24 protein-coding genes, 2 rRNA genes and 2 other annotated features are annotated in these 24981 nt (G+C 37.0%); all 26 genes read left to right on the plus strand.

Annotated elements, in window-relative coordinates:
• Positions 1-227 (plus strand): 23S ribosomal RNA (locus QQZ16_RS04440); the annotation flags it as partial.
• A 244-nt stretch (positions 228-471) separates the two neighbouring features.
• Positions 472-588: ribosomal RNA gene (rrf, locus tag QQZ16_RS04445) — 5S ribosomal RNA — on the plus strand.
• A gap of 362 nt (positions 589-950) precedes the next feature.
• Entirely contained in the window at positions 951-1415 is a 465-nt protein-coding gene (locus QQZ16_RS04450) for a CtsR family transcriptional regulator (RefSeq protein WP_268817845.1), read from the plus strand.
• 30 nt (positions 1416-1445) lie between these two features.
• A complete protein-coding gene (locus QQZ16_RS04455) occupies positions 1446-1994 on the plus strand; it encodes a UvrB/UvrC motif-containing protein (RefSeq protein ID WP_031537871.1) in 549 nt (182 codons plus the stop codon).
• A 1-nt stretch (position 1995) separates the two neighbouring features.
• Complete coding sequence (locus QQZ16_RS04460) at positions 1996-3054, plus strand: protein arginine kinase (RefSeq protein WP_031537872.1); 1059 nt, start codon at positions 1996-1998, stop codon at positions 3052-3054.
• Positions 3055-3076: 22 nt separating this feature from the next.
• A complete protein-coding gene (gene clpC, locus QQZ16_RS04465) occupies positions 3077-5527 on the plus strand; it encodes an ATP-dependent protease ATP-binding subunit ClpC (RefSeq protein ID WP_031537873.1) in 2451 nt (816 codons plus the stop codon).
• Positions 5528-5707: 180 nt separating this feature from the next.
• On the plus strand, positions 5708-7087 hold the full coding sequence (radA, locus tag QQZ16_RS04470; protein WP_031537874.1) for a DNA repair protein RadA: 1380 nt from the start codon (positions 5708-5710) through the stop codon (positions 7085-7087).
• Between the two features lie 398 nt (positions 7088-7485).
• Positions 7486-8559, plus strand: a complete 1074-nt coding sequence (locus QQZ16_RS04475) for a PIN/TRAM domain-containing protein (RefSeq protein WP_031537875.1) — start codon at positions 7486-7488, stop codon at positions 8557-8559.
• 17 nt (positions 8560-8576) lie between these two features.
• Positions 8577-9266 carry a 2-C-methyl-D-erythritol 4-phosphate cytidylyltransferase gene (gene ispD / locus QQZ16_RS04480; protein WP_031537876.1) on the plus strand — a complete coding sequence of 230 codons (690 nt, stop codon included), beginning with the start codon at positions 8577-8579 and terminating at the stop codon, positions 9264-9266.
• Positions 9267-9316: 50 nt separating this feature from the next.
• Entirely contained in the window at positions 9317-9799 is a 483-nt protein-coding gene (gene ispF, locus QQZ16_RS04485; protein ID WP_048717923.1) for a 2-C-methyl-D-erythritol 2,4-cyclodiphosphate synthase, read from the plus strand.
• 92 nt (positions 9800-9891) lie between these two features.
• Positions 9892-11349, plus strand: coding sequence for a glutamate--tRNA ligase (gene gltX / locus QQZ16_RS04490; RefSeq protein ID WP_284561148.1), 1458 nt, complete (start codon positions 9892-9894; stop codon positions 11347-11349).
• A gap of 42 nt (positions 11350-11391) precedes the next feature.
• Positions 11392-11627: a binding site (T-box leader), on the plus strand.
• 435 nt (positions 11628-12062) lie between these two features.
• Positions 12063-12713, plus strand: coding sequence for a serine O-acetyltransferase (cysE, locus tag QQZ16_RS04495; RefSeq protein WP_048717919.1), 651 nt, complete (start codon positions 12063-12065; stop codon positions 12711-12713).
• Entirely contained in the window at positions 12713-14113 is a 1401-nt protein-coding gene (gene cysS, locus QQZ16_RS04500; protein ID WP_284561149.1) for a cysteine--tRNA ligase, read from the plus strand. The genes cysE and cysS overlap by 1 nt, the downstream gene beginning before the upstream one ends.
• Positions 14114-14116: 3 nt before the next feature.
• A complete protein-coding gene (locus QQZ16_RS04505; RefSeq protein WP_048717914.1) occupies positions 14117-14524 on the plus strand; it encodes a Mini-ribonuclease 3 in 408 nt (135 codons plus the stop codon).
• A gap of 12 nt (positions 14525-14536) precedes the next feature.
• Positions 14537-15280, plus strand: a complete 744-nt coding sequence (gene rlmB / locus QQZ16_RS04510) for a 23S rRNA (guanosine(2251)-2'-O)-methyltransferase RlmB (protein ID WP_048717913.1) — start codon at positions 14537-14539, stop codon at positions 15278-15280.
• Positions 15281-15282: 2 nt separating this feature from the next.
• Entirely contained in the window at positions 15283-15792 is a 510-nt protein-coding gene (locus QQZ16_RS04515) for an NYN domain-containing protein (protein WP_048717912.1), read from the plus strand.
• Positions 15793-15862: 70 nt separating this feature from the next.
• Positions 15863-16522, plus strand: coding sequence for an RNA polymerase sporulation sigma factor SigH (sigH, locus tag QQZ16_RS04520; protein ID WP_048717910.1), 660 nt, complete (start codon positions 15863-15865; stop codon positions 16520-16522).
• A 107-nt stretch (positions 16523-16629) separates the two neighbouring features.
• Positions 16630-16773 carry a 50S ribosomal protein L33 gene (rpmG, locus tag QQZ16_RS04525; protein ID WP_081836646.1) on the plus strand — a complete coding sequence of 48 codons (144 nt, stop codon included), beginning with the start codon at positions 16630-16632 and terminating at the stop codon, positions 16771-16773.
• A 47-nt stretch (positions 16774-16820) separates the two neighbouring features.
• Positions 16821-17003 (plus strand): preprotein translocase subunit SecE, encoded by a 183-nt coding sequence (secE, locus tag QQZ16_RS04530; RefSeq protein WP_031537887.1) that lies wholly within the window; start codon positions 16821-16823, stop codon positions 17001-17003.
• A gap of 171 nt (positions 17004-17174) precedes the next feature.
• The gene (gene nusG, locus QQZ16_RS04535; protein WP_016204544.1) at positions 17175-17708 is read left to right on the plus strand and encodes a transcription termination/antitermination protein NusG; all 534 of its coding nucleotides are present in this window, start codon (positions 17175-17177) and stop codon (positions 17706-17708) included.
• A gap of 167 nt (positions 17709-17875) precedes the next feature.
• Positions 17876-18301, plus strand: a complete 426-nt coding sequence (gene rplK / locus QQZ16_RS04540; RefSeq protein WP_031537888.1) for a 50S ribosomal protein L11 — start codon at positions 17876-17878, stop codon at positions 18299-18301.
• Positions 18302-18415: 114 nt separating this feature from the next.
• Positions 18416-19105, plus strand: coding sequence for a 50S ribosomal protein L1 (gene rplA, locus QQZ16_RS04545; RefSeq protein WP_031537889.1), 690 nt, complete (start codon positions 18416-18418; stop codon positions 19103-19105).
• A gap of 56 nt (positions 19106-19161) precedes the next feature.
• Positions 19162-19313, plus strand: a sequence feature (ribosomal protein L10 leader region).
• Positions 19314-19345: 32 nt separating this feature from the next.
• A complete protein-coding gene (rplJ, locus tag QQZ16_RS04550) occupies positions 19346-19846 on the plus strand; it encodes a 50S ribosomal protein L10 (protein ID WP_031537890.1) in 501 nt (166 codons plus the stop codon).
• A 55-nt stretch (positions 19847-19901) separates the two neighbouring features.
• Positions 19902-20261 (plus strand): 50S ribosomal protein L7/L12, encoded by a 360-nt coding sequence (gene rplL, locus QQZ16_RS04555; RefSeq protein ID WP_016204548.1) that lies wholly within the window; start codon positions 19902-19904, stop codon positions 20259-20261.
• A gap of 283 nt (positions 20262-20544) precedes the next feature.
• Complete coding sequence (locus QQZ16_RS04560; protein WP_031537891.1) at positions 20545-21150, plus strand: class I SAM-dependent methyltransferase; 606 nt, start codon at positions 20545-20547, stop codon at positions 21148-21150.
• Between the two features lie 248 nt (positions 21151-21398).
• Positions 21399-24959 carry a DNA-directed RNA polymerase subunit beta gene (rpoB, locus tag QQZ16_RS04565; RefSeq protein ID WP_031537892.1) on the plus strand — a complete coding sequence of 1187 codons (3561 nt, stop codon included), beginning with the start codon at positions 21399-21401 and terminating at the stop codon, positions 24957-24959.
• Positions 24960-24981 lie beyond the last annotated feature (22 nt).

Below are 24981 nucleotides of genomic sequence, written 5' to 3' on the forward strand. Positions count from 1 at the left end.
GGACGCACCGCTGGTGTACCAGTTGTCTTGCCAAAGGCATCGCTGGGTAGCTATGTGCGGAAGGGATAAGTGCTGAAAGCATCTAAGCATGAAGCCCCCCTCAAGATGAGATTTCCCATAGCGTAAGCTAGTAAGATCCCTGAAAGATGATCAGGTTGATAGGTCAGAGGTGGAAGCGTGGCGACATGTGGAGCTGACTGATACTAATAGATCGAGGACTTAACTAAAACGAAAAGCGGAAACGCCTGTTTATCGGCGTACAAACTGGAAGAGCTTGTTCTTTCGATAAAGGAAACACGATGAACGTAAGTGAATCGATGTTGACTTACGCAAAAGAGATGATCGGAAGTTTGCTAGGCGATAGGCGTTGGAGCTGGACAAGAAACTTAGCGTAAGCTAAGTGAGATTACTTGTTTCTTTTCTTTTACTTCATAATCTAGTTTTGAGGGAATAACTCTCAAAAATCAATAGTCTGGTGGCGATAGCGAGAAGGTCACACCCGTTCCCATACCGAACACGGAAGTTAAGCTTCTCAGCGCCGATGGTAGTTGGGGGTTCTCCCCCTGTGAGAGTAGGACGTCGCCAGGCTGTCAAAAAGTTCTAAAAGCATTATGCTTTTAGGGCTTTTTTTATTTTAATTATCCCTTTTTATATTTACCCCAAATGTTTTAATCTTTTAAGTTTCTTTCGCTTGATAAATATAAATATATATTATTTTTTTATTCAATAAGATAAGCCTCGGCAAATTATTTAAACTTGAAAATTGTGATAAATCAGACTATAGTTAATATAATCTTTATACATACTCTCCTTTCTGGCATGAAAGAATGATGATAGTAGGTTTGGAATCACTAAAAAATGGGAAAATTAATAAAACGTCTTCCTTGCTAAATATTATTTTTATCGTGTATAATTATAGTCAAATATAGTCAAAGTCAGAAGGGGGAGGCTTGGTGAGAAATATTTCGGATATAATTGAGCTTTACTTAAAAGAAGTATTAGAAATGAGCGAAAAATCATTAGTGGAAATAAAGCGAAGTGAAATTGCCGATAAATTTGAGTGTGTCCCATCACAAATTAATTATGTTATTAATACTCGTTTCACTATTGAAAAGGGGTATGTAGTTGAAAGTAAACGTGGTGGCGGTGGTTTCATTCGAATTATGAAGGTTCAAACACATGATCATGCCCATTTAATTGATCAATTACTATCCCTTATTCAAAGTCGGATACCTCAAAACAGTGCGGAAGATTTAATTCTTCGACTAGTAGAAGAAGATGTTATTAATAAGCGAGAAGCAAAGATTATGTTAAGTGTAATCGATCGCTCTGTATTATATTTAGAATTACCTTATCGAGATGAATTAAGAGCAAGATTATTAAAGGCGATGTTAACATCATTAAAATATAAATAACATCCCAGTTTTTAAATTGAGGTGAGAAACATGATGTGTTCTGAATGTAATCAAAGACCAGCTACTTTACATTTTTCAAAAAATATTAATGGGAATAAGACAGAGTTTCATCTCTGCGAGCATTGTGCACAAGAAAATGGTGATATGTTTATGATAAACGGAACAACTGGTTTATCTTTAAACAGTTTATTAGCGGGGTTACTAAATATAGAGCCAAGTTTTCAACACATCACTGAGGATACTTATAAGCGACAACAGCCTTTACAGTGCAAAGAGTGTCAGATGACATTTTCTCAATTCAGGAAAGTTGGTAAATTAGGCTGTCCTCACTGTTATGATACATTTAAAGAACAATTGCTGCCATTCATTAAACGATTGCATGGTGGTAATGTAGAGCATAAAGGGAAAATTCCAGAACGAATAGGTGGTCATTACCTCATTAAAAAGGAAATTGACCAGTTGCGAATAGAGCTCAAAGATCTAATTAATAGGGAAGAGTTTGAAAAAGCAGCAGTTATTCGAGATGAAATAAAGCATAAAGAACAACAGTTAACTTCTTTTAATGAGGGAGGGGAGTAACGTGTCTTTAGAAAAATTTATAAGTAAAGCACGGACTTCATGGATGAGTTCCGAGGGACCTGACTCTGAAATTGTGCTTACCTCTCGGATTCGATTAGCTAGGAATATACAGAACGTGAATTTTCCTCTTTTATTTTCAAAAGAAGAAGCTGATAATGTGATTCAGCAGGTGGAGGATTCTCTATTAAAGCAATTCAATCAAGAACTAGAATTGCTTGCAATGAGTGAGTTAAACACATTAGAGAAAAGAGTTCTAGTAGAAAAGCATCTCATTAGTCCTCAGCTTGCTGACCAATCTCCTAATGGAGCTGTAATATTATCAGAAGATGAAGAGTTAAGCATAATGATTAACGAAGAAGATCATATTCGAATTCAGTGTATAAAGCCTGGTCTCCAAATAGATGAAGCATTTAAAGAAGCTGATTCAATGGATGATTTAATAGAAAAAAAGATAAATTATGCTTATCATACAGAAATGGGATATTTAACAAGCTGTCCGACTAATATAGGAACAGGTTTAAGAGCTTCTGTAATGATGCATTTGCCAGGAATGGTGTTAACGCAACAAATGAGTCGAATTATTCCGGCTATTCAACAGCTTGGCTTAGTGGTTAGAGGTATTTATGGAGAAGGTAGTGAGGCACTTGGAAATATTTTTCAGATATCCAATCAAATAACATTAGGAAGATCTGAAAAAGACATCATGGAGGAACTAAAAAGTGTCGTTATGCAGTTGATTGAGCAAGAAAAAGGAGCAAGAAATGCATTAGCACAAACCTCCAACATACAATTAGAAGATAGAGTTTTCCGCTCCTATGGAATATTATGCAATAGTCGTATTATGGAAACAAAGGAAGCAGCTAAATGCCTTTCCGATGTTCGATTAGGTATTGATATGGGATATATCAAAAATATATCAAAAAGTATCCTTAATGAATTAATGATTCTTACCCAGCCAGGGTTTTTACAACTTTACGCTGGAGAACAAATGAATCCAACTGATCGCGATATTCGTCGTGCATCCTTAATAAGAGAAAGATTAAAATTGGAAACAGAATAAAGATTCTAAGGAGGATGAAAGTATGATGTTTGGCCGATTTACAGAAAGAGCGCAGAAGGTATTGGCACTTTCCCAGGAAGAAGCAATTCGCTTAGGTCATAATAATATTGGTACAGAGCATATTTTACTTGGGTTAGTTCGTGAAGGGGAAGGAATCGCAGCAAAGGCTTTACAGGCGCTTGGATTAGGTGCAGAAAAAATTCAAGAGGAAGTAGAAAACTTGATCGGCCGTGGGCAAGATGCAGCACAAACTATTCATTATACACCAAGAGCTAAAAAAGTAATAGAACTGTCGATGGATGAAGCAAGGAAATTAGGTCATTCATATGTAGGTACAGAACATATCCTTTTAGGGTTAATAAGAGAAGGAGAAGGGGTTGCTGCTAGAGTATTAAATAATTTAGGTGTAAGCCTAAATAAAGCTCGCCAACAAGTACTTCAATTACTTGGAAGTAGTGAGTCTGGCAACCATCCAGGTGGATCGGCAGCTAGTGCTAATACCCCAACTCTAGATAGTTTAGCTCGTGATTTAACAGCTATTGCAAGAGAAGGAAGCCTAGATCCGGTTATTGGTAGAAGCAAGGAAATCCAACGTGTTATTGAAGTGTTAAGCAGACGAACAAAAAATAACCCTGTATTAATTGGGGAACCTGGTGTTGGTAAAACAGCTATTGCTGAAGGCCTTGCACAACAAATTGTTCAAAATGAAGTTCCGGAAATATTAAGGGATAAACGTGTTATGACATTAGATATGGGGACAGTTGTGGCTGGTACGAAATACCGTGGTGAATTTGAAGACCGTTTAAAGAAGGTAATGGATGAAATTCGCCAAGCTGGTAATATTATTCTATTCATCGATGAATTGCATACGTTAATTGGTGCTGGTGGAGCAGAAGGTGCAATTGATGCTTCCAATATTTTGAAACCATCTCTAGCGCGTGGGGAGCTTCAATGTATTGGTGCTACTACATTAGATGAATATCGTAAATATATTGAAAAAGATGCGGCATTAGAAAGAAGATTCCAGCCTATTACAGTAGATGAACCTACAAGTGAAGAATCTATTCAAATTTTAAAAGGTTTAAGAGATCGCTATGAGGCACATCATCGTGTTTCAATTACAGATGAAGCAATTGATGCAGCTGTAAAATTATCTGATCGCTATATTTCTGATCGCTTCTTACCAGATAAAGCAATTGACTTGATTGATGAGGCTGGTTCTAAGGTCCGTTTAAGATCTTATACAACTCCTCCTAACTTAAAAGAGTTGGAAGTAAAGTTAGAGGAAGTACGCAAAGAAAAGGATGCTTCTGTTCAAAGTCAAGAATTCGAGAAGGCGGCATCTTTACGTGATACGGAACAAAGATTGAGAGAACAGTTAGAAGAGACGAAGAAGAATTGGAAAGAAAAGCAAGGACAAGAGAATACAGAAGTGACAGTGGAAGATATTGCGAGTGTTGTTTCTAGCTGGACTGGAATCCCTGTATCTAAGCTTGCACAAACAGAAACAGATAAGTTATTAAACATGGAAAATATTCTTCACAATCGAGTAATTGGTCAAGAAGAAGCAGTAATTGCGATTTCTAAAGCAGTAAGACGTGCTAGAGCTGGATTAAAAGATCCAAAGAGACCAATTGGTTCCTTTATTTTCCTTGGTCCTACTGGGGTGGGTAAGACGGAGCTTGCTCGTGCCCTTGCGGAGTCTATGTTTGGGGATGAAGATGCGATGATTCGTATCGATATGTCTGAATACATGGAGAAGCACTCTACTTCAAGGCTAGTAGGATCTCCTCCAGGGTATGTCGGATATGAAGAAGGCGGACAATTAACGGAGAAAGTAAGAAGAAAACCATACTCTGTCGTGCTTTTAGATGAAATTGAGAAGGCACATCCAGATGTATTCAATATCTTACTTCAAGTTCTAGAAGATGGTCGACTTACAGACTCAAAAGGAAGAACGGTTGATTTCCGTAATACTGTCTTAATAATGACATCTAATGTTGGTGCTTCTGCGTTGAAACAAAATAAATATGTTGGTTTCAATGTTCAGGATGGAGACCAAGATTATAAAGATATGAAGGGTAAAGTAATGGAAGAGCTGAAAAGAGCATTCCGTCCAGAGTTTTTAAATCGTATCGATGAGACAATTGTTTTCCATGCATTAGAGAAAAAGCATTTAAAAGAAATCGTTACTTTAATGGCAGATCAATTAGTTAAACGCCTAGTAGAACAGGACATTCAACTATCTATTACAGAAGCGGCAAAAGAAAAAATAGCGGAAGAAGGCTATGATCCAGAGTATGGAGCAAGACCACTTCGTCGTGCGATACAAAGACATGTAGAGGACCGATTATCGGAAGAGCTTCTAAAAGGAACCGTATTAACTGGTCAACAGATTGAGTTAGATGTAGAGAATGGTGAGTTCACAGTAAAGGTCAATGGAGCAGAGCCAGCAGTAAATTTACAAAAATAATAAACGAGTAAATGAATATAAGTGACACACGTATTACAGCTTCCTGCGTGTGTCCTTTCTTTATTTAATAAAATATAGGTGTAAGATTACCATCTAAGTATTTTCGTATAGCAACATACCGGGAATACATATCATTAAGTTATAAGAAGAAATGAGTATACAAGGAAAAGGGTGCTGAATATGGCCAAAAGGAAAACAAAATTTCTTTGTCAGGATTGCGGATATGAATCTGCAAAATGGATGGGGAAATGTCCAGGATGTGGCAACTGGAATACCATGGTGGAAGAAGTAGAGAAAAGCGCTGTTCAAAGAAAAGGAGCGTTTGCCCACACAGCTACCAGTACGATTGCTGCAAAACCGATTCCTATAACAAGCATTGAAACTGTTAATGAACCTAGAATTTATACAGATTTAATCGAATTAAATCGTGTGCTTGGAGGAGGAATAGTTCGAGGTTCACTCGTATTAATAGGGGGCGATCCAGGGATAGGGAAGTCTACGCTTTTATTACAAGTTTCTTCTCAATTGGCACAGAAGAAGCATTCCGTTTTATACGTATCTGGGGAGGAATCTCAGAAGCAAACAAAATTAAGAGCAGATCGGTTAGGTGTAGTTTCAGACCATTTGCTTGTTTATTCGGAAACCAATCTAGAAGAAATAAGTAGAACGATTGAAAATACGAATGTAGAGTTTGTTGTTATTGATTCGATTCAAACAATCTATCATCCCGAAGTTACTTCTGCACCTGGAAGTGTTTCTCAAGTTAGAGAATGTACAGCGGAATTGATGCGAATTGGAAAAACAAAAGGAATAGCAATTTTTATTGTAGGACATGTTACAAAAGAAGGATCTATAGCAGGTCCAAGATTGTTAGAACATATGGTGGACACTGTTTTATATTTCGAGGGAGAAAGACATCATACATATCGCATTTTGCGGGCAGTAAAGAATCGATTTGGGTCTACCAATGAGATGGGCATTTTTGAAATGAAAGAATTTGGTCTTGAAGAAGTAGAGAATCCATCTGAAATTTTCCTAGAAGAGCGTTCACAAGGTGCCGCGGGTTCAACAGTTGTAGCATCAATGGAAGGGACGAGACCTGTTCTTGTTGAAATCCAAGCATTGATTTCACCGACGAGCTTTGGTAATCCAAGGAGGATGGCGACTGGGATTGATCATAATAGAGTCCCGCTTTTAATGGCAGTGTTAGAAAAAAGAGTAGGAATGTTATTACAGAATCAGGATGCTTATTTAAAGGTAGCTGGTGGGGTAAAACTGGATGAGCCTGCTATTGATTTAGCAATCGCAGTAAGTATTGCGTCAAGCTTTAGAGATAAACCAACTAAAGCTACGGATTGCATTATAGGAGAAGTTGGATTAACTGGGGAAGTTAGAAGAGTTTCTCGTATTGAGCAAAGAGTACAGGAGGCTGCAAAACTTGGGTTTGAACGTGTTATTATTCCAAGCAATAATTTAAGCGGTCTAAAGGCACCAGAGGGAATAAAGGTTGTGGGAGTTAGTTCAGTGGCAGAGGCATTAACAGCCGCTTTTGGGGACTAATTAAGAAAAAATACATTGATGTGAATTTTTAGTTGTGTTAAAATGGAGTATTTAATTATTTGACAGCGATTTATTTTTAATGCTAATCTAGTTTTATCAAATAAAATAGATATTTATCTCTCTGTCTGTGTTATCTTTTCAATTTACAGTTGGGAATTATATGTTTTTCTATGTATCTTCCTTTATCAATAATTTTTATAGATAGATACGAAGGAAGTATTTACAGTATATTATTATTTCCCGCGCAATGTATAAGGATTGCATCAAAATTAACACTAGTATTTGGCATAGTCATCATATCTATAAAAATAACTTTTTCATTACAAATAAAAAATTCCTGTAATATTAGGTTTCAAATCTGGGAATTTGTTTATAATGTGAAAGAGGAGGTGGAAGTATTGTTAAAACGCATTGTTCAAATTTGTTTTTTAATTATTGGAGGAACAATAGGATTTTTATTCATTCCTGATTTATTCTCCATAATGTCTATTGATCATAATCTTATTAATAACGCATATGTGTCAGCAATACTTGGTGCCATTATTTTTTATCTTATTACTTTTTGGGCGATTGATTATATTGTTAACTTTATCAAGTTCTTGGAAGAATCGATTGTAAAGGCTCCAATAACAGATATTATTTTTGGTAGTGTTGGAATAGGATTTGGGTTAACTTTGGCCTTTTTAGTAGGGTATGCGTTAACATCTGTTCCTGTGCTTAATAATGTCGCGCCAATTCTTTTGTCATTACTTTTTGGATATTTAGGTTTTCAAGTTGGCTTTAAGAAGAGAGATGAACTGTTAACGCTCTTCACAGCAAGAAAGAAAAAAGTAGTGGAAGAAGAACCCTTAAAAGTTGAAAAAAGTAATTTAAAAATATTGGATACTAGTGTTATTATTGATGGGAGAATTGCGGATATTTGCCAAACAGGGTTCCTAGAGGGCACCATTGTTATTCCGCAATTTGTTCTTGGAGAGCTTCAGCATATAGCAGATTCATCAGATGCGCTTAAACGTAATCGAGGAAGAAGAGGGTTAGATATTCTTAATCGGATACAAAAAGAGTTAGCGATTAAAGTGGAAATTTACGAAGGTGATTTTGAAGATATCACAGAAGTAGATAGTAAACTAGTTAAATTAGCTAAATTGACTAATGGTGTTGTTGTAACGAATGATTTTAACCTAAATAAAGTTTGTGAACTGCAGAAGGTTGCTGTTCTTAATATTAACGACTTGGCAAATGCCGTAAAACCGGTTGTTCTTCCTGGAGAAGAGATGAAAATCCAAATTATCAAAGACGGGAAAGAACATAATCAAGGTGTTGCATATCTAGATGATGGAACAATGATTGTTGTGGAAGAAGGACGCAATTATATTGGAAAACATATAGATGTTCTTGTAACAAGTGTCTTGCAGACGTCTGCGGGTCGAATGATTTTTGCTAAACCAAAGTTATTAGAAAAAGCATTGTAAGAATAGGGGTTAGTAACATGGCTTATGAAGTCATTATTCCGGCAGCTGGACAAGGGAAACGAATGGGATTAGGAAAGAACAAACTGTTTCTTGAGTTAGACCATTTACCAGTATTTATTCATACCTTACTTGTTTTCGAAAATGATCCAAACTGTAATGGAATTTGGTTGGTAGTTAGTTCAGACGATAAAAAACAAATGAGTGAACTAGTAAAGAAATATGCAATTATGAAAGTTGCTGCACTAATTGAGGGTGGTAGTGAAAGACAACACAGTGTCTACCATGCAGTAAAGGAAATATCGGATGATACGATCGTTCTTGTTCATGATGCGGCTAGACCTTTTATTCAAACAGATCAAATAGCTAGATTGACAAAGGTTGCAGAGGAAAGTGGCGCAGCTGTTTTAGCAGTACCAATTAAAGATACTGTCAAAAGGGTTGATGGTGATTTGGTAGTGGAAACAGTTGAGCGTTCAAGCTTGTGGGCTATTCAGACCCCACAAGCTTTTCGCATTTCCATTTTAAAAGAGGCACATGAAAAGGCGGTTGTAGATACATATATAGGTACAGACGATGCTAGTTTGGTGGAGAGATTTGGACAAGCTGTTCACATTGTTGAAGGAAACTATGACAATATTAAATTGACGACACCGGAAGATTTATACTTTGCTGAAGCAATAGTAGCGAAGCGAAAAATAAAGAACTAGCGAGAGAGTAATATTTTTTAATAAGGGAAAAAGACTGGAGGATTTTTAAGATGTTTCGGATTGGACAAGGTTTTGATGTTCATCAATTAGTAGTCGGCAGGCCGCTTATTATCGGTGGGATAGAAATACCGCATGAAAAGGGACTGCTCGGACACTCTGATGCAGATGTTTTACTACATACGATTGCGGATGCCTGTTTAGGAGCTATTGGAGAAGGAGATATTGGAAAGCATTTTCCAGATACGGATGATGCATTTAAAGATGCTGATTCAGCAAAACTATTGCAGCATGTATGGCAAATAGTGAAGGAAAAAGGCTATAAATTAGTAAATGCTGATTGTACGATTATGGCACAGCAACCTAAAATGGCACCCCATATTCAGGCAATGCAAGCAAGGATTGCGGAGTTGCTCGAAACAGAACAGGAAAATGTAAATGTAAAAGCGACTACTACAGAGAAATTAGGGTTTACTGGAAGAGGAGAAGGAATTGCATCACAAGCGGTTGTATTACTCCAAAAAAGAAATGGATAAATGATAGGTAATTAAGGACGAAACCTTTTAAAGGAAAAAGCAAAGTGATAGAATAGATTAGAAAAAGCGTAAGTAATCAAGGAGGCACAAGCATGTCTAACGAAATTCGTGTTCGTTATGCTCCAAGTCCAACGGGACATCTGCATATTGGGAATGCGCGTACAGCATTATTTAATTATTTATTTGCACGTAGTAAAGGCGGAAAGTTTATTATCCGCATTGAAGATACTGATAAAAAAAGAAATATTCAAGGTGGAGAAGAAAGCCAGCTGAAATATTTAAAATGGCTTGGAATGGACTGGGATGAAAGTACGGATGTTGGTGGTGAATATGGTCCGTATCGTCAGTCTGAAAGAAATGATATTTACAAAAAGTACTACACAGAATTATTGGAAAAAGGACTTGCTTATAAATGTTATTGTACGGAAGAGGAAATTGAAGCAGAAAGAGAAGAACAAGTAAGCAAAGGAGAAACACCTAAGTATTCAGGCAAATGTCGCCATTTAACAAAAGAACAACAGGGGAAATTAGAAGCTGAGGGAAGACAGCCTAGTATTCGAATTCGTGTTCCTGAAAATGTTGTTTATGAATTTAATGATATGGTTAAAGGGGAAGTTTCTTTTGAATCAGAAACAATTGGCGATTATGTCATTGTTAAAAAGGACGGGACTCCAACATATAACTTTGCTGTGTCTATTGATGATCATTTAATGGATATCACCCATGTTTTACGTGGAGATGATCATATTACCAATACACCAAAACAATTGATGCTCTATGATGCATTTGGTTGGGAAAGACCGATATTTGGGCATATGACATTAATTGTCAATGAAAGCAGAAAGAAATTGAGTAAGCGTGATGAATCAATTATTCAATATATTGAGCAATATGAAGAACTAGGCTATTTACCTGAAGCGTTATTCAATTTTATTGCTTTATTAGGCTGGTCTCCAGAAGGCGAAGAGGAATTATTCTCTATTGAAGAATTTATTCGTATTTTTGATCCAGCGAGATTGTCTAAATCTCCTGCGCTATTTGATCAAAATAAATTGGCATGGATGAATAATCAATATATTAAAAAGGCAAATATAGAAACTGTTGTGCGTCTAGCTGTTCCACATTTAGAAAAAGCTGGCTTAGTGAATGAAAATCGTTCTGCTGAAGAAGAGGCATGGGTAAATAATTTGGTTGCTTTATACCAAGAACAAATGAGCTGTGGAGCAGATATTGTAGACTTATCTACTTTGTTCTTCAGTGACGAAATTCATTATGATGAAGAAGCAAAAGAAGTTTTAGCTGGGGAACAAGTTCCTGCAGTAGTACAAGCCTTTAAAGAAGCATTAGCTGAAATGTCGGAATGGAGTGCTGATCAGATAAAGGCTTCCATTAAAGCAGTTCAAAAGGCTACCGGTCAAAAGGGTAAAAACTTATTTATGCCAATTCGAGTTGCTACAACAGGACAAACGCATGGACCAGATTTACCAAAAGCCATTGAGCTTCTAGGAAGAGAAAAAATTGATGCAAGATTAACAGCATTAATTAGTTAACATTTCTAGGGAAATGTAATATAGTAATAGGAAAGCTATATAGAAAAATCGTAGATGAGGAAAAGTAAAAAAGGAGAAGCTTATTAGAGAGAATCATCACCCGGCTGAAAGTGATTCAAGTAACCTCTTTTTTGAAGTGCGCCTCAGAGTCCTATATCGAAAAAATGTTTTAGTAGATAGAGGCGGAACCTATCCGTTAACAGGGATTGAGTGGAGATTATCGTTTACGAGCGATAGTCTAAACAGAGTGGAACCGCGCCTCAAAAAGCGTCTCTGTCTTTTTTAGACAGAGACGCTTTTTTTATGGATTTATCCCATTCTTAATGGACAGTAATTCTCCTAAAAGCTTATGGAAAATAAGAAGATAAGTGGGAGGTTAACTTTCCGTAAAGGTCCATTGGTTCAACAAACCATCGGGAGAGGGCCCTCGACTAATGAAGGTTTCTTTATTCATTAAAGGTAAGAGCGAACTTGCTATTTGGAGGGAGTACGTTTACCTTGTGGTGATAGATTTGTTTTTAGAGTATTGTCTGTATGGAGAGTCGGGAGAATTTCTAAGTTCTAATTTTATATTAACAATAATGGTATTAAACTGATGTATCTTTTGCATAAAAATAATTATTTTAGGAAATGAAGCGAAAGAACAACGATCCATTTTTAAGGAGTATGACTGTTAGAAAGCAGAATATAGTTGCAAATGGGGGGAGATTAGTATGTTTCGGCGCATAAAAGAGGATGTTGCAGTTGTGTTTGAACAAGATCCTGCTGCAAGAAGCTCAATAGAGGTTATCTTAACCTACTCAGGGTTGCATGCCATATGGTTTCATCGAATTGCTCATTTTTTATATAGACATAAAAGGTTCTTCCTAGCTAGGGTCATCTCACAATTTTGCCGCTTTTTGACAGGTATTGAAATACACCCAGGAGCAAAGATCGGAAATCGACTATTTATTGATCACGGAATGGGCGTTGTCATAGGGGAGACGTGTGAAATTGGGGATAATGTCACCATTTTTCAGGGAGTAACGCTTGGGGGAACAGGGAAAGAAAAAGGAAAAAGACATCCGACTGTTAAGGATAATGCGCTGATTGCCTCCGGAGCCAAAGTATTAGGATCAATTGTTATTGGGGAAAATGCGAAAATCGGTGCTGGTTCCGTTGTGCTTAGAGACGTACCAGCAAATTCAACGGTTGTAGGTATTCCGGGGAGAGTAAAGGTACAAGATGGTATTAAAATAAAGAAAGACTTAAATCATTGTGATTTACCAGATCCAGTTGCTGATCGACTAAAAGAAATGGAAATGGAAATTACTCAATTAAAAGAACAACTAAAAGAATTACAGGATGAAAGGAGTTATAAGTAATGTCTATTCAAATATATAACACTTTATCAAGAGTAAAGGAGGACTTTGTTCCACTTGAAGAGGGAAAGGTAAAAATGTATGTGTGTGGACCAACAGTCTATAATTATATCCATATTGGTAATGCTCGTCCTGCTATTGTTTTTGACACAGTTCGTCGCTATCTAGAATTCCGTGGTTATGATGTACAATACGTATCCAACTTCACTGATGTGGATGATAAATTGATTAAAGCAGCAAATGAACTTGGAGAAACAGTACCGGTTATTGCTGACCGCTTTATCCATGCATACTTTGAGGATGTTTCCGCATTGGGCTGCAAAAAAGCTGATTCGCATCCCCGTGTAACAGAGAATATGGATATTATTATCGATTTTATTGCTGCATTAATTGAAAAGGGCATTGCCTATGAGTCAGAAGGTGATGTCTATTATCATACAAGAGCTTTTAATGGATATGGTAAGCTCTCTCATCAATCCATTGATGAACTGCGCTCAGGTGCTAGAATTGCAGTAGGAGAGAAAAAACAAGATTCATTAGATTTCGCTCTATGGAAGAAGGCGAAAGATGGAGAGATTTTCTGGGAAAGTCCTTGGGGGCAAGGGCGTCCGGGGTGGCATATCGAATGCTCTGCAATGGTCCGCAAATATTTGGGTGATACCATTGATATCCATGCAGGCGGGCAGGATTTGGCATTTCCCCATCACGAAAATGAAATTGCTCAGTCTGAAGCATTAACTGGAAAGACTTTTGCTAATTATTGGATGCATAATGGATATATTAATATTGATAATGAGAAGATGTCTAAGTCGCTTGGAAATTTTATTACGGTAAACGATATTATTAAAATTCATGATCCACAAGTGTTAAGATTCTTTATGCTATCTGTTCATTATCGCAATCCAATTAACTATAGTGAAGAGGTATTGGAAAAGACAAGAGCTGGTTTAGAAAGAATTCGGACTTCTTATGAAAACTTAAAGCATCGCAGTACAGCAAGTACAGATCTTACTGATACAAATGACGAATGGATTGCTAAAATTGCTGATCTTCGAAAACAATTTGTTGAAAGTATGGATGATGATTTTAATACAGCGAACGGAATATCTGTTCTATTTGAATTATCGAAGCAAGCAAACTATTACCTACTTGAAAAGACAACATCACCTGCTGTTATTCATGCTTTTATGAATGAATTTGAAGAATTATTTGGAGTGCTTGGTCTATCCCTATCTCTTGATGAGGAATTATTAGATGAAGAAATAGAAGCACTGATTGAAAAAAGAACACAAGCAAGAAAGGATAGAAATTTTGCCCTTGCTGATCAAATTAGAGATCAATTAAAGGCAATGAATATCATTTTAGAGGACACAGCACAAGGTATACGATGGAAAAGAGGGTAAAAGATGCTTCTCTATGAAAAAAAAGTAGATGAAAAGCAATTGAACAGCCTTGCCCTTGCCTATATGGGTGATGCTGTTCTTGAAATATATGTAAGAAGACATTTGTTATATAGCGGAAAAGTGAAGCCAAATCAGCTTCATAGGGAAGCTACCAGATATGTATCAGCTAAAGGACAGGCAAAAGTAGTGCATCACCTCCTTGAAAAGGAATTTTTTTCGGAAGAGGAAATAGCAGTATTAAAGAGGGGAAGAAATGCAAAATCGGGTACGGTCCCTAAAAATACGGATGTACAGACATATCGATATAGTACTGGTTTTGAAGCGGTATTAGGATATTTATATTTAGCGATGAAAGAAGAGCGACTTGAGGAAATAATCCAAGCGGCTTTTTCTATCATTGAAAGCAAATAGGAGGAGCAAAAAGTGTCTAGTGACTTTATTGTTGGAAAAAATGCAGTAATTGAAGCATTAAAATCAGAAAGAGATGTAAATAAAATACTTATTGCCGAAGGATCCCAAAAGGGCCAAATGCAAACAGTAATCGGTTTAGCTAAACAGGAAAATGTACTCGTTCAATTCGTTCCCAAAAAAAAATTAGATAGCTTGGTAGATGCGAATCATCAAGGGGTTGTAGCGCAAGTGGCTGCCTATCAGTATGCAGAAATAGATGATTTGTTTGCATTAGCAGAAAAGAAGCAAGAAACACCCTTTTTCTTGTTGCTTGATGAAATTGAGGATCCGCATAATTTAGGATCTATCATGAGAACGGCTGATGCAGTAGGTGCGCACGGCATTATTATTCCTCGGAGACGGGCAGTAGGTTTAACGGCAACTGTAGCCAAAGCTTCCACAGGTGCTATTGAGCATATTCCTGTTGTACGTGTGACAAATATGGCAAGGACGATAGAGGAACTTAAGACGAGAGGAATATGGATTGCAGGAACAGATGCAAAAGGAAGTGAAGATTATCGGAGATTCGATGGAACGATGCCATTAGGATTAGTGATTGGTAGTGAAGGAAAAGGCATGGGAAGGCTGATTAAGGATAAATGTGATTTCCTTATTCATTTACCTATGGCTGGAGCTGTCACTTCGTTAAATGCTTCTGTTGCAGCCGCACTTTTAATGTATGAGGTATATCGGAAACGCCATCCACTTGAGGGATAAAAATGGATATTCTTATCGTCGATGGATATAACATTATTGGAGCTTGGCCAGAATTAAATGCGCTAAAACATAAAGATCTTGCAGCAGCAAGGGATGCTTTGGTTAGTAAAATGGCGGAGTATCAGGGATATTCAGGATATCGAGTAATAGTTGTATTTGATGCCTATTATGTGAAGGGGACAGAGAAAAAGTATAAAGATTACAAGGTGGAAGTCATTTTTACTCGGGAAAACGAAACAGCTGATGAACGGATTGAAAAGCTTGCTATTGAGCTAAATAACAGAAAAACACAAATACATGTTGCGACATCAGATTTTACGGAACAGTGGGCGATTTTTGGACAAGGTGCCCTGCGAAAATCAGCCCGGGAATTGTGGATAGAGATGGGTGGCATGGAGCAGGAAATAGGGAAAAAAGTAAAAAAAATAAAAGAAAAAAAGCCTGTTGCTAAGATTCCGCTTTCGAGAGAAATAGAAGAAATTTTCGAAAAATGGCGCCGTGGAGAGAAATGAGTTGTTGACGCTCAAAAAAAAGCTAGAGTATAATGGATTTATCCATGATTGCACGGTCGGGGGGATCTGTATGAGTACTGACAACTGGACTAAGAGTAACGAATATATTAGAAATTATATGGAACTTGAAGATGAAGTGTTAGTGGAATTGGTGCACAAAGGGGAAAGTGATGCTTTAGATTACTTAATTCAAAAGTATCGTAACTTTGTGCGAGCTAAAGCCAGATCCTATTTCTTAATCGGAGCAGACAAAGAAGATATTGTACAAGAAGGAATGATTGGTCTTTATAAGGCGATTCGTGACTTTAAAGAGGACAAACTCTCCTCATTTAAAGCTTTTGCAGAACTATGTATAACACGCCAGATTATAACTGCTATTAAAACGGCAACTAGGCAAAAGCATATTCCTTTAAATTCTTATGTTTCTTTGGACAAGCCTATCTATGATGAAGAATCTGATCGAACATTAATGGATATTATATCTGGTGCAAAGGTTCTTGATCCAGAAGAATTAATCATTAATCAGGAAGAATATGATCATATCGAGATAAAAATGTCTGAATTATTGAGTGATTTAGAAAGAAAAGTATTGTCTCTATATCTTGATGGTCAATCTTATCAGGAAATTTCTGAAGAATTAAATAGACATGTAAAGTCTATTGATAATGCTCTACAACGAGTGAAGAGAAAGTTAGAGCGATATTTAGAAATAAGAGAATTTTCGCTTTAAGCATCAATGTTTTTTTGAAATAGCAAATATTTACTGATATTGACATCTTATGTGTGTCCATGATACAGTTTGAGAAGATATAAAGGACGTAGTAGGTGTAATGTGAAATGAGAAAAAAGCTTGTGTTAGCATGTGAAAAATGTGGGTCAAGAAATTATTCTACTGTGAGTAACAATGGAACAGACCGTTTGGAGATAAAGAAATTTTGTCAAAATTGTAATGCTCACACCGTTCATAAAGAAACAAAATAACGATTTTTTAGAATAAATTACCCGCACTTAAAGATGGAGGTAACAAAATGCAAAGTGCTGTTAAGTATTTTCGCGAAGTTGGTAGAGAATTAAGAAAGGTTAGTTGGCCAAGAAAGAAAGAGTTAACTAATTATACGCTCACAGTTCTTGTAACTGTTGTCTTTTTTGCTATCTTCTTTGCGGTTGTTGATTTAGGAATTTCTGAACTTATTCGTTTAATACTTGAATAACAGTTGTCTACTCATGGTATAATGGTAAAACGATAGGAAACATTTACAAAAGCCCGGTAACGGGTTTTTTCATTTGCTGAAAAATAAATGAATTGTTCCTTACAGATACTATAAAAAAACAGCACGAAAAAATAAAGTTACAGGGAGGGACGGACGAAAAAGTCCTCTTTTATGGAAAAAAACTGGTATGTAGTGCATACGTACTCCGGATATGAAAATAAGGTGAAAGCCAATTTAGAAAAAAGGGTAGAAACAATGGCGATGCAAGATAAAATTTTCCGCGTTGTGGTACCTGAAGAAGAAGAAACCGATATTAGAAATGGTAAAACAAAAGTAGTAAAAAGAAAAGTTTTCCCAGGTTATGTGTTGGTAGAAATTGTTATGACAGATGATTCTTGGTATGTAGTTCGTAATACCCCTGGTGTAACTGGGTTCGTAGGCTCTGCTGGATCGGGCTCGAAACCAACTCCGCTTTTGCCGGAAGAAGTCCAAGTGATTCTGAAGAGAATGGGTGTCGAGGAACAAAGAATTGAAATTGAGTTCGAATTAGGGGAAACAGTGAAGGTGAATGAAGGTCCATTTGCTAACTTTACTGGGACTGTTGAGGAAATTGATAAGGATAAGGCAAAGGTTAAAGTACTAGTAAATATGTTTGGAAGAGATACCCCTGTGGAACTCGATTTTACACAAATTGAAAAATTTTAACTAGAAAACTTGAAATGATATTAAAAAAGTGTTACTATTTCATAGGTCAGTATATCTCATAAAGAGATAGGATATTGTCAAATTTCTTTATTTCATATAAAGACGAAAAGTTGAGTGGGAGGGGAAACCCCTATTACCACATCACGGACTTTAAGGAGGTGTGTCTCGTGGCTAAAAAAGTAATTAAAGTTGTTAAATTGCAAATCCCAGCAGCTAAAGCGAATCCGGCACCACCAGTTGGTCCTGCATTGGGTCAAGCTGGCGTAAACATCATGGGATTCTGTAAGGAGTTTAACGCTCGTACAGCTGAACAAGCTGGTTTAATAATTCCTGTTGAGATTACGGTTTTCGAAGACCGTTCATTTACATTTATTACAAAAACTCCACCTGCTGCAGTTTTACTTAAAAAAGCAGCTGGTATCGAGTCTGGTTCTGGTGAACCAAATCGTAATAAAGTAGCAACTGTTAAGCGTGATAAAGTACGCGAGATTGCTGAAACAAAAATGCCCGATCTAAATGCAGCTAGCGTTGAATCCGCTATGCGCATGGTTGAAGGTACTGCCCGCAGCATGGGTATTGTTATTGAAGACTAAACCTATATATGGTTAGTGTTGATTAAGGTTGTGACGACGGTAAATCTTTAGTCGCAACCTTTATTCGTGGGAGGTAATTCCGCTAAAACCACAATTCAAGGAGGAAATAAAGTTATGGCTAAAAAAGGTAAGAAGTATTTAGAAGCTATCAAACTTGTTGATCGTACAAAAGCTTACCCAATTCAAGAAGCAATTGAGTTAGTAAGAAAAACTAGCACTACAAAATTTGATGCATCTGTTGAGGTTGCTTTCCGTCTAGGCGTTGACCCTAAGAAAGCTGACCAACAAATCCGTGGAGCAGTAGTTCTTCCAAACGGAACTGGTAAAACTCAACGCGTTTTAGTTTTCGCTAAAGGTGAAAAATTAAAAGAAGCTGAAGCAGCAGGAGCAGACTATGTAGGCGATGCTGAATATATAAATAAAATCCAACAAGGTTGGTTTGATTTCGACGTAATCGTTGCAACACCAGACATGATGGGTGAAGTTGGTAAACTTGGTCGTGTATTAGGACCTAAAGGTTTAATGCCAAACCCTAAAACTGGAACAGTTACATTTGATGTAACGAAAGCAGTTAACGAAATTAAGGCTGGTAAAGTAGAATACCGTGTAGATAAAGCTGGTAACGTACATGTTCCAATCGGTAAAGTATCATTTGATGATGCTAAACTAGTTGAAAACTTCCAAACTATCTTTGATACAATGTCAAAAGCAAAACCAGCAGCTGCAAAAGGAACTTACATGAAGAACGTTTCTGTTACTTCAACAATGGGTCCTGGCGTAAAAGTAGATCCTTCTACTGTTTGATAAAAATTGGTATTTGACAAAATGAGATGGATATCATATACTTCATCTTGTTGAAAAAATAAATAACATTTGTACCGTAGACAGTAGGTGCTAAAATTTTAGCTTAATGTCCTGCCGAGGTAATACGATAGATTATTTGATCAGTTGTGAGAACGACTATTGTATACACCTCCATGTCTAAATGATATGGAGGATTTTATTTGTCGGTATAAATGTAGAAATTCTACAGGAGGTGTAAAGATGAGCAGCGTAATCGAACAAAAGCAACAAATAGTATCTGATATTGCTGAAAAATTCAAAGCGAGTAAATCAACAATCGTTGTTGACTACCGTGGTTTGACTGTTTCAGAAGTAACTGAACTTCGTAAACAACTTCGTGAAGCAGGAGTAGAGTTCAAAGTTTTCAAAAACTCTTTAACTCGCCGTGCTGCAGAATCTGTTGAATTAGCAGGTTTAAACGAATCTCTAACTGGTCCTAACGCTATTGCGTTCAGTACAGAGGATGTTGTTGCACCAGCAAAAATTTTAAACGACTTCGCAAAAAAACACGAAGCGTTAGAAATTAAAGCAGGAGTAATCGAAGGAAACTTAGCAACAGTTGAAGAAGTGAAAGCTCTTGCTGAACTTCCATCACGCGAAGGTTTACTTTCTATGTTACTCAGCGTTCTTCAAGCACCAATCCGCAACCTTGCTCTTGCTACAAAAGCAGTTGCAGATCAAAAAGAAGAACAAGGCGCTTAATATTTAATACGGAAACGTATCATAAAAAACCCAAAATACAAGGAGGAAAAATATAATGTCTAAAGAACAAATCTTAGAAGCAGTTAAAAATATGACTGTTTTAGAATTAAACGATTTAGTAAAAGCAATTGAAGAAGAATTTGGAGTAACTGCTGCAGCTCCTGTAGCTGTAGTTGCAGGTGGCGGAGAAGCTGCTGCAGAAAAAACTGAGTTTGATGTAGTTCTTGCATCTGCTGGAGATCAAAAAATCAAAGTTATCAAAGTTGTACGTGAAATCACAGGTCTTGGTCTTAAAGAAGCAAAAGAACTTGTTGACAACACTCCAAAAGCAGTTAAAGAAGGAGCTTCTAAAGAAGAAGCTGAAGAAATCAAAGCTAAACTTGAAGAAGTTGGAGCTAACGTTGAAGTTAAGTAATGTTAGTTAAAAAAAGAAGCTCGCTATAATAGCGGGCTTTTTTTTCCTAAAGTGTATGAGGCTTAAGAAGCATCTAGTTACAATCAGTCCAGTAGGAAATGGCTTTTTTTGAAACCATCTTTTGTTAGGTTAATTATGTGAGAAGATTTGGTGGGGTCAGCTAACTGTATGTGATAGCTTAAAAGTCATCTACGCTTTTTTTAATTCATTGCAAGAATAGCTTGCTTTGCAATTAATCCTCAAGTAGTCTTCCTTATATAAATTCTCCTAAGGAGGTGTTCGTATGACAGAACATTATTATTCCCGAACCCAGAATGTAAATAGCGATCCAAATTACTGGAATTTTACACTTAAAGGTAATACAATACGTTTTAAAACAGATAATGGGGTTTTCTCCAAAAGAGAAGTTGATTTTGGCTCTAGGCTATTAATTGAAACCTATACATTTCCAAAAATAGATGGAGATATTTTAGATGTGGGTTGTGGTTATGGTCCATTAGGTCTTTCTATTGCAAAAGCAAATCCAGATAGAATGGTTCATATGGTAGATGTTAATTTAAGAGCGATTGAATTAGCACAAGAAAATGCGCAACAAAATAGTATTGAAAATGTTCAAATTTATGAAAGTGATCGACTTCTTGATGTGAAAGGGACTAAGTTTGCGTCTATCTTAACAAATCCTCCGATTAGAGCAGGAAAAAAAGTAGTCCATGATATTTTTGAACAAAGCTATGAACATTTAGCAGCAAATGGTGAGCTTTGGGTAGTGATTCAAAAGAAGCAAGGAGCTCCATCGGCGATTGCAAAGTTAGAAGCGTTTTTTAAAGAGGTAAATATAGTAGAAAAGAAAAAAGGGTATTTTATAATTCAAGCAAAAAAGATTGACTAGTCCTTTTTGTTGTGATAGCATTGTATAATGCCAATATAATATTTTTCTGAAACTCACAATTTTATCCATCTTATTGTATAAAATTGGTGTGAGAAGGAAAAACTAACAGAATAATATTAGAAATATGGAAATGTGGTTTTTTGATTGGAAAACCCTTTTTCTTTTTGTCTTATAAAAACAGGCTTTTAAGCCTATTTTATAAGATGTTAATAGATGTACTATAACGTTTGATTTGAGGGGTGAATCAGTTGACAGGTCAACTTGTTCAGTATGGACGACACCGCCAGCGGAGAAGCTACGCACGTATTAGTGAGGTTTTAGAATTACCAAATCTTATTGAAATCCAAACCTCTTCCTATCAATGGTTTTTAGATGAGGGATTGCGAGAAATGTTCCAGGACATTTCACCTATTGAAGATTTTACTGGCAATTTATCACTTGATTTCATTGATTACAGCTTAGGTGATCCTAAGTATTCAGTGGAAGAATCGAAAGAGCGAGATGTTACATATTCTGCACCTTTGCGTGTGAAGGTCCGTCTTGTGAATAAAGAAACAGGAGAAGTAAAAGACCAAGATGTATTCATGGGTGATTTCCCGCTTATGACTGAAACTGGTACTTTTGTTATTAATGGTGCGGAACGTGTTATCGTTTCTCAGTTAGTACGTTCTCCAAGTGTATATTATAATGGGAAACTCGATAAAAACGGGAAAAAAGGATTTACCGCAACGGTTATTCCTAACCGTGGAGCATGGCTAGAGTATGAAACAGATGCAAAGGATGTTGTATATGTACGTATTGACCGTACACGTAAACTTCCGGTTACTGTTCTGTTGCGTGCATTAGGATTCGGTTCTGATCAGGAGATTCTTGAACTGATTGGTGACAACGAATATTTACGCAATACTTTAGAAAAGGATAACACTGAAGGAACAGACAAAGCGCTACTAGAAATTTATGAGCGTCTGCGTCCTGGTGAACCGCCTACTGTTGAAAACGCAAAAAGTCTATTGGTATCAAGATTCTTTGATCCAAAAAGATATGATCTTGCAAATGTAGGACGCTATAAAATTAATAAAAAGCTTCATATAAAAAATAGATTGTTTGGTCAACGCCTGGCAGAAACACTAGTGGACCCTGAAACAGGAGAAATCATTGCTGAAAAAGGAACACTTCTAGATCGCCGTGCACTTGATCGTATTATTCCAAATCTAGAAAACAATATCGGATTTAAAAAACTAAGCCCTTATGGTGGTGTTTTAGAGGATGATGTTGTTGTTCAATCGGTAAAAATTTACTCACCATTGGATGAGGGAGATAAAGAAATTAATGTTATTAGTAATGCATATGTAGAAGAAGCTGTGAAAAACATCTCTCCTGCAGATATTATTGCTTCCATCAGTTATTTCTTTAACTTATTACATGGTGTTGGTTTAACAGATGATATTGACCATTTAGGTAACAGACGTTTACGCTCTGTAGGTGAATTGTTACAAAACCAATTCCGTATTGGTTTATCTAGAATGGAGCGTGTTGTTCGCGAAAGAATGTCTATTCAAGATACGAATACGATTACGCCGCAACAACTAATCAACATTAGACCTGTTATTGCATCCATTAAAGAATTCTTTGGAAGCTCTCAGCTTTCTCAATTTATGGACCAAACAAATCCATTGGCTGAATTGACCCATAAACGTCGTCTTTCTGCCTTAGGACCTGGTGGTTTAACAAGAGAACGCGCAGGAATGGAAGTTCGTGACGTTCACTATTCTCACTATGGCCGTATGTGTCCGATTGAAACACCTGAGGGACCAAATATTGGTTTGATTAACTCTTTATCTTCTTATGCAAAAGTGAATAGATTCGGGTTTATTGAAACACCATATCGACGAGTTGATCCTGAAACAGGTAAAGTATCATCAAGAATTGATTATTTAACTGCTGATGAACAAGATAACTACGTTGTTGCCCAAGCAAACTCTCGTTTAGGAGAAGATGGTTCTTTCTTAGATGAAGATGTAGTTGCACGTTTCCGTGATGAGAACGTTGTTGTTAAGCGTGAGCGTATAGACTATATGGACGTTTCTCCAAAGCAGGTTGTATCTGCTGCGACAGCATGTATCCCATTCTTAGAAAACGATGACTCTAACCGTGCCTTGATGGGTGCGAACATGCAACGTCAAGCAGTACCTTTAATGCAACCAGAAGCTCCAAGAGTAGGAACTGGAATGGAGTACGTTTCAGGAAAAGACTCTGGTGCAGCGGTTATCTGTAAGCATCCTGGTATTGTTGAACATGTAGAAGCACGTGAAGTTTGGGTTAGACGTATTTCGGAAGTAGATGGTCAAGAGGTTAAAGGAAATCTTGATAAATATAAAATGCTTAAATTTGTTCGTTCAAACCAAGGTACATGCTATAACCAACGCCCAATTGTTGCTGTTGGAAACAAAGTAACAAAAGGGGAAGTTCTAGCAGATGGACCTTCTATGGAGCTTGGTGAATTAGCACTTGGTCGTAACGTATTAGTTGCCTTTATGACATGGGACGGATACAACTACGAGGATGCTATTATCATGAGCGAACGCTTAGTAAAAGATGATGTATATACTTCTATTCATATTGAAGAATATGAATCAGAATCTCGTGATACAAAGTTAGGGCCGGAAGAAATTACACGTGATATCCCGAATGTCGGGGAAGATGCATTACGCAACTTAGATGATCGCGGTATTATTCGTATCGGTGCAGAAGTGAAAGATGGAGATTTACTAGTTGGTAAAGTTACACCTAAAGGGGTAACAGAATTAACAGCTGAAGAACGTTTATTACATGCTATTTTTGGTGAAAAGGCTCGTGAAGTTCGTGATACAAGCTTACGTGTTCCGCATGGCGGTGGCGGTATAGTTCATGATGTTAAAGTCTTCAATAGAGAAGATGGAGACGAATTGCCACCAGGCGTTAACCAATTGGTACGTGTATATATTGTTCAAAAACGTAAAATCCATGAAGGCGATAAGATGGCTGGGCGTCACGGTAACAAAGGGGTTATCTCCCGTATTTTACCTGAAGAAGATATGCCATATTTACCAGACGGAACACCAGTTGATATCATGTTAAACCCACTAGGTGTTCCATCACGTATGAACATCGGTCAAGTATTAGAATTGCATCTTGGAATGGCTGCCAGAAGCCTGAACATCCATGTTGCATCCCCTGTATTTGATGGTGCTCGTGAGGAAGACGTATGGGAAACAATTAGAGAAGCTGGAATGGCACAAGATGCGAAAACAGTACTATATGACGGACGTTCAGGTGAACCTTTTGATAACCGTGTATCCGTTGGTGTTATGTATATGATTAAACTTGCCCACATGGTTGATGATAAACTACATGCTCGTTCTACTGGACCATATTCTTTAGTAACGCAACAACCACTAGGAGGAAAAGCTCAATTTGGTGGTCAGCGTTTTGGAGAGATGGAGGTTTGGGCGCTTGAAGCTTATGGAGCAGCTTATACTTTACAAGAAATTCTTACTGTTAAATCAGATGATGTTGTTGGTCGTGTGAAAACATATGAAGCAATTGTTAAAGGAGAGAACGTTCCAGAACCAGGTGTGCCAGAATCATTCCGCGTGTTAATGAAAGAGCTACAAAGCTTAGGGCTAGATGTAAAAATCTTATCTAGCACAGAAGAAGAAATCGAAATGAGAGACACAGACGATGATGATGATATTCATCAAGCAGAATCTCTAACTATTGTTTCGGAAACGCAAGAGCCTGAGTCAGAAAAGGTAGGCATGCAAGAATAATAAAGTAATGTACATGGCCTGT

This window comes from Bacillus sp. T2.9-1 (assembly GCF_950097965.1).
Lineage (GTDB): Bacteria > Bacillota > Bacilli > Bacillales > Cytobacillaceae > Niallia > Niallia hominis.

Coding starts and splice junctions, on each gene's coding strand:
- gltX (WP_284561148.1), top strand. CDS start 9,892: ATGTCTAACGAAATTCGTGTTCGTTATGCTCCAAGTCCAACGGGACAT.
- QQZ16_RS04455 (WP_031537871.1), top strand. CDS start 1,446: ATGATGTGTTCTGAATGTAATCAAAGACCAGCTACTTTACATTTTTCA.
- ispF (WP_048717923.1), top strand. CDS start 9,317: ATGTTTCGGATTGGACAAGGTTTTGATGTTCATCAATTAGTAGTCGGC.
- QQZ16_RS04505 (WP_048717914.1), top strand. CDS start 14,117: ATGCTTCTCTATGAAAAAAAAGTAGATGAAAAGCAATTGAACAGCCTT.
- nusG (WP_016204544.1), top strand. CDS start 17,175: ATGGAAAAAAACTGGTATGTAGTGCATACGTACTCCGGATATGAAAAT.
- QQZ16_RS04560 (WP_031537891.1), top strand. CDS start 20,545: ATGACAGAACATTATTATTCCCGAACCCAGAATGTAAATAGCGATCCA.
- ispD (WP_031537876.1), top strand. CDS start 8,577: ATGGCTTATGAAGTCATTATTCCGGCAGCTGGACAAGGGAAACGAATG.
- sigH (WP_048717910.1), top strand. CDS start 15,863: ATGAGTACTGACAACTGGACTAAGAGTAACGAATATATTAGAAATTAT.
- QQZ16_RS04515 (WP_048717912.1), top strand. CDS start 15,283: ATGGATATTCTTATCGTCGATGGATATAACATTATTGGAGCTTGGCCA.
- rplJ (WP_031537890.1), top strand. CDS start 19,346: ATGAGCAGCGTAATCGAACAAAAGCAACAAATAGTATCTGATATTGCT.
- radA (WP_031537874.1), top strand. CDS start 5,708: ATGGCCAAAAGGAAAACAAAATTTCTTTGTCAGGATTGCGGATATGAA.
- cysE (WP_048717919.1), top strand. CDS start 12,063: ATGTTTCGGCGCATAAAAGAGGATGTTGCAGTTGTGTTTGAACAAGAT.
- rplA (WP_031537889.1), top strand. CDS start 18,416: ATGGCTAAAAAAGGTAAGAAGTATTTAGAAGCTATCAAACTTGTTGAT.
- rplL (WP_016204548.1), top strand. CDS start 19,902: ATGTCTAAAGAACAAATCTTAGAAGCAGTTAAAAATATGACTGTTTTA.
- secE (WP_031537887.1), top strand. CDS start 16,821: ATGCAAAGTGCTGTTAAGTATTTTCGCGAAGTTGGTAGAGAATTAAGA.
- rpmG (WP_081836646.1), top strand. CDS start 16,630: ATGAGAAAAAAGCTTGTGTTAGCATGTGAAAAATGTGGGTCAAGAAAT.
- cysS (WP_284561149.1), top strand. CDS start 12,713: ATGTCTATTCAAATATATAACACTTTATCAAGAGTAAAGGAGGACTTT.
- clpC (WP_031537873.1), top strand. CDS start 3,077: ATGATGTTTGGCCGATTTACAGAAAGAGCGCAGAAGGTATTGGCACTT.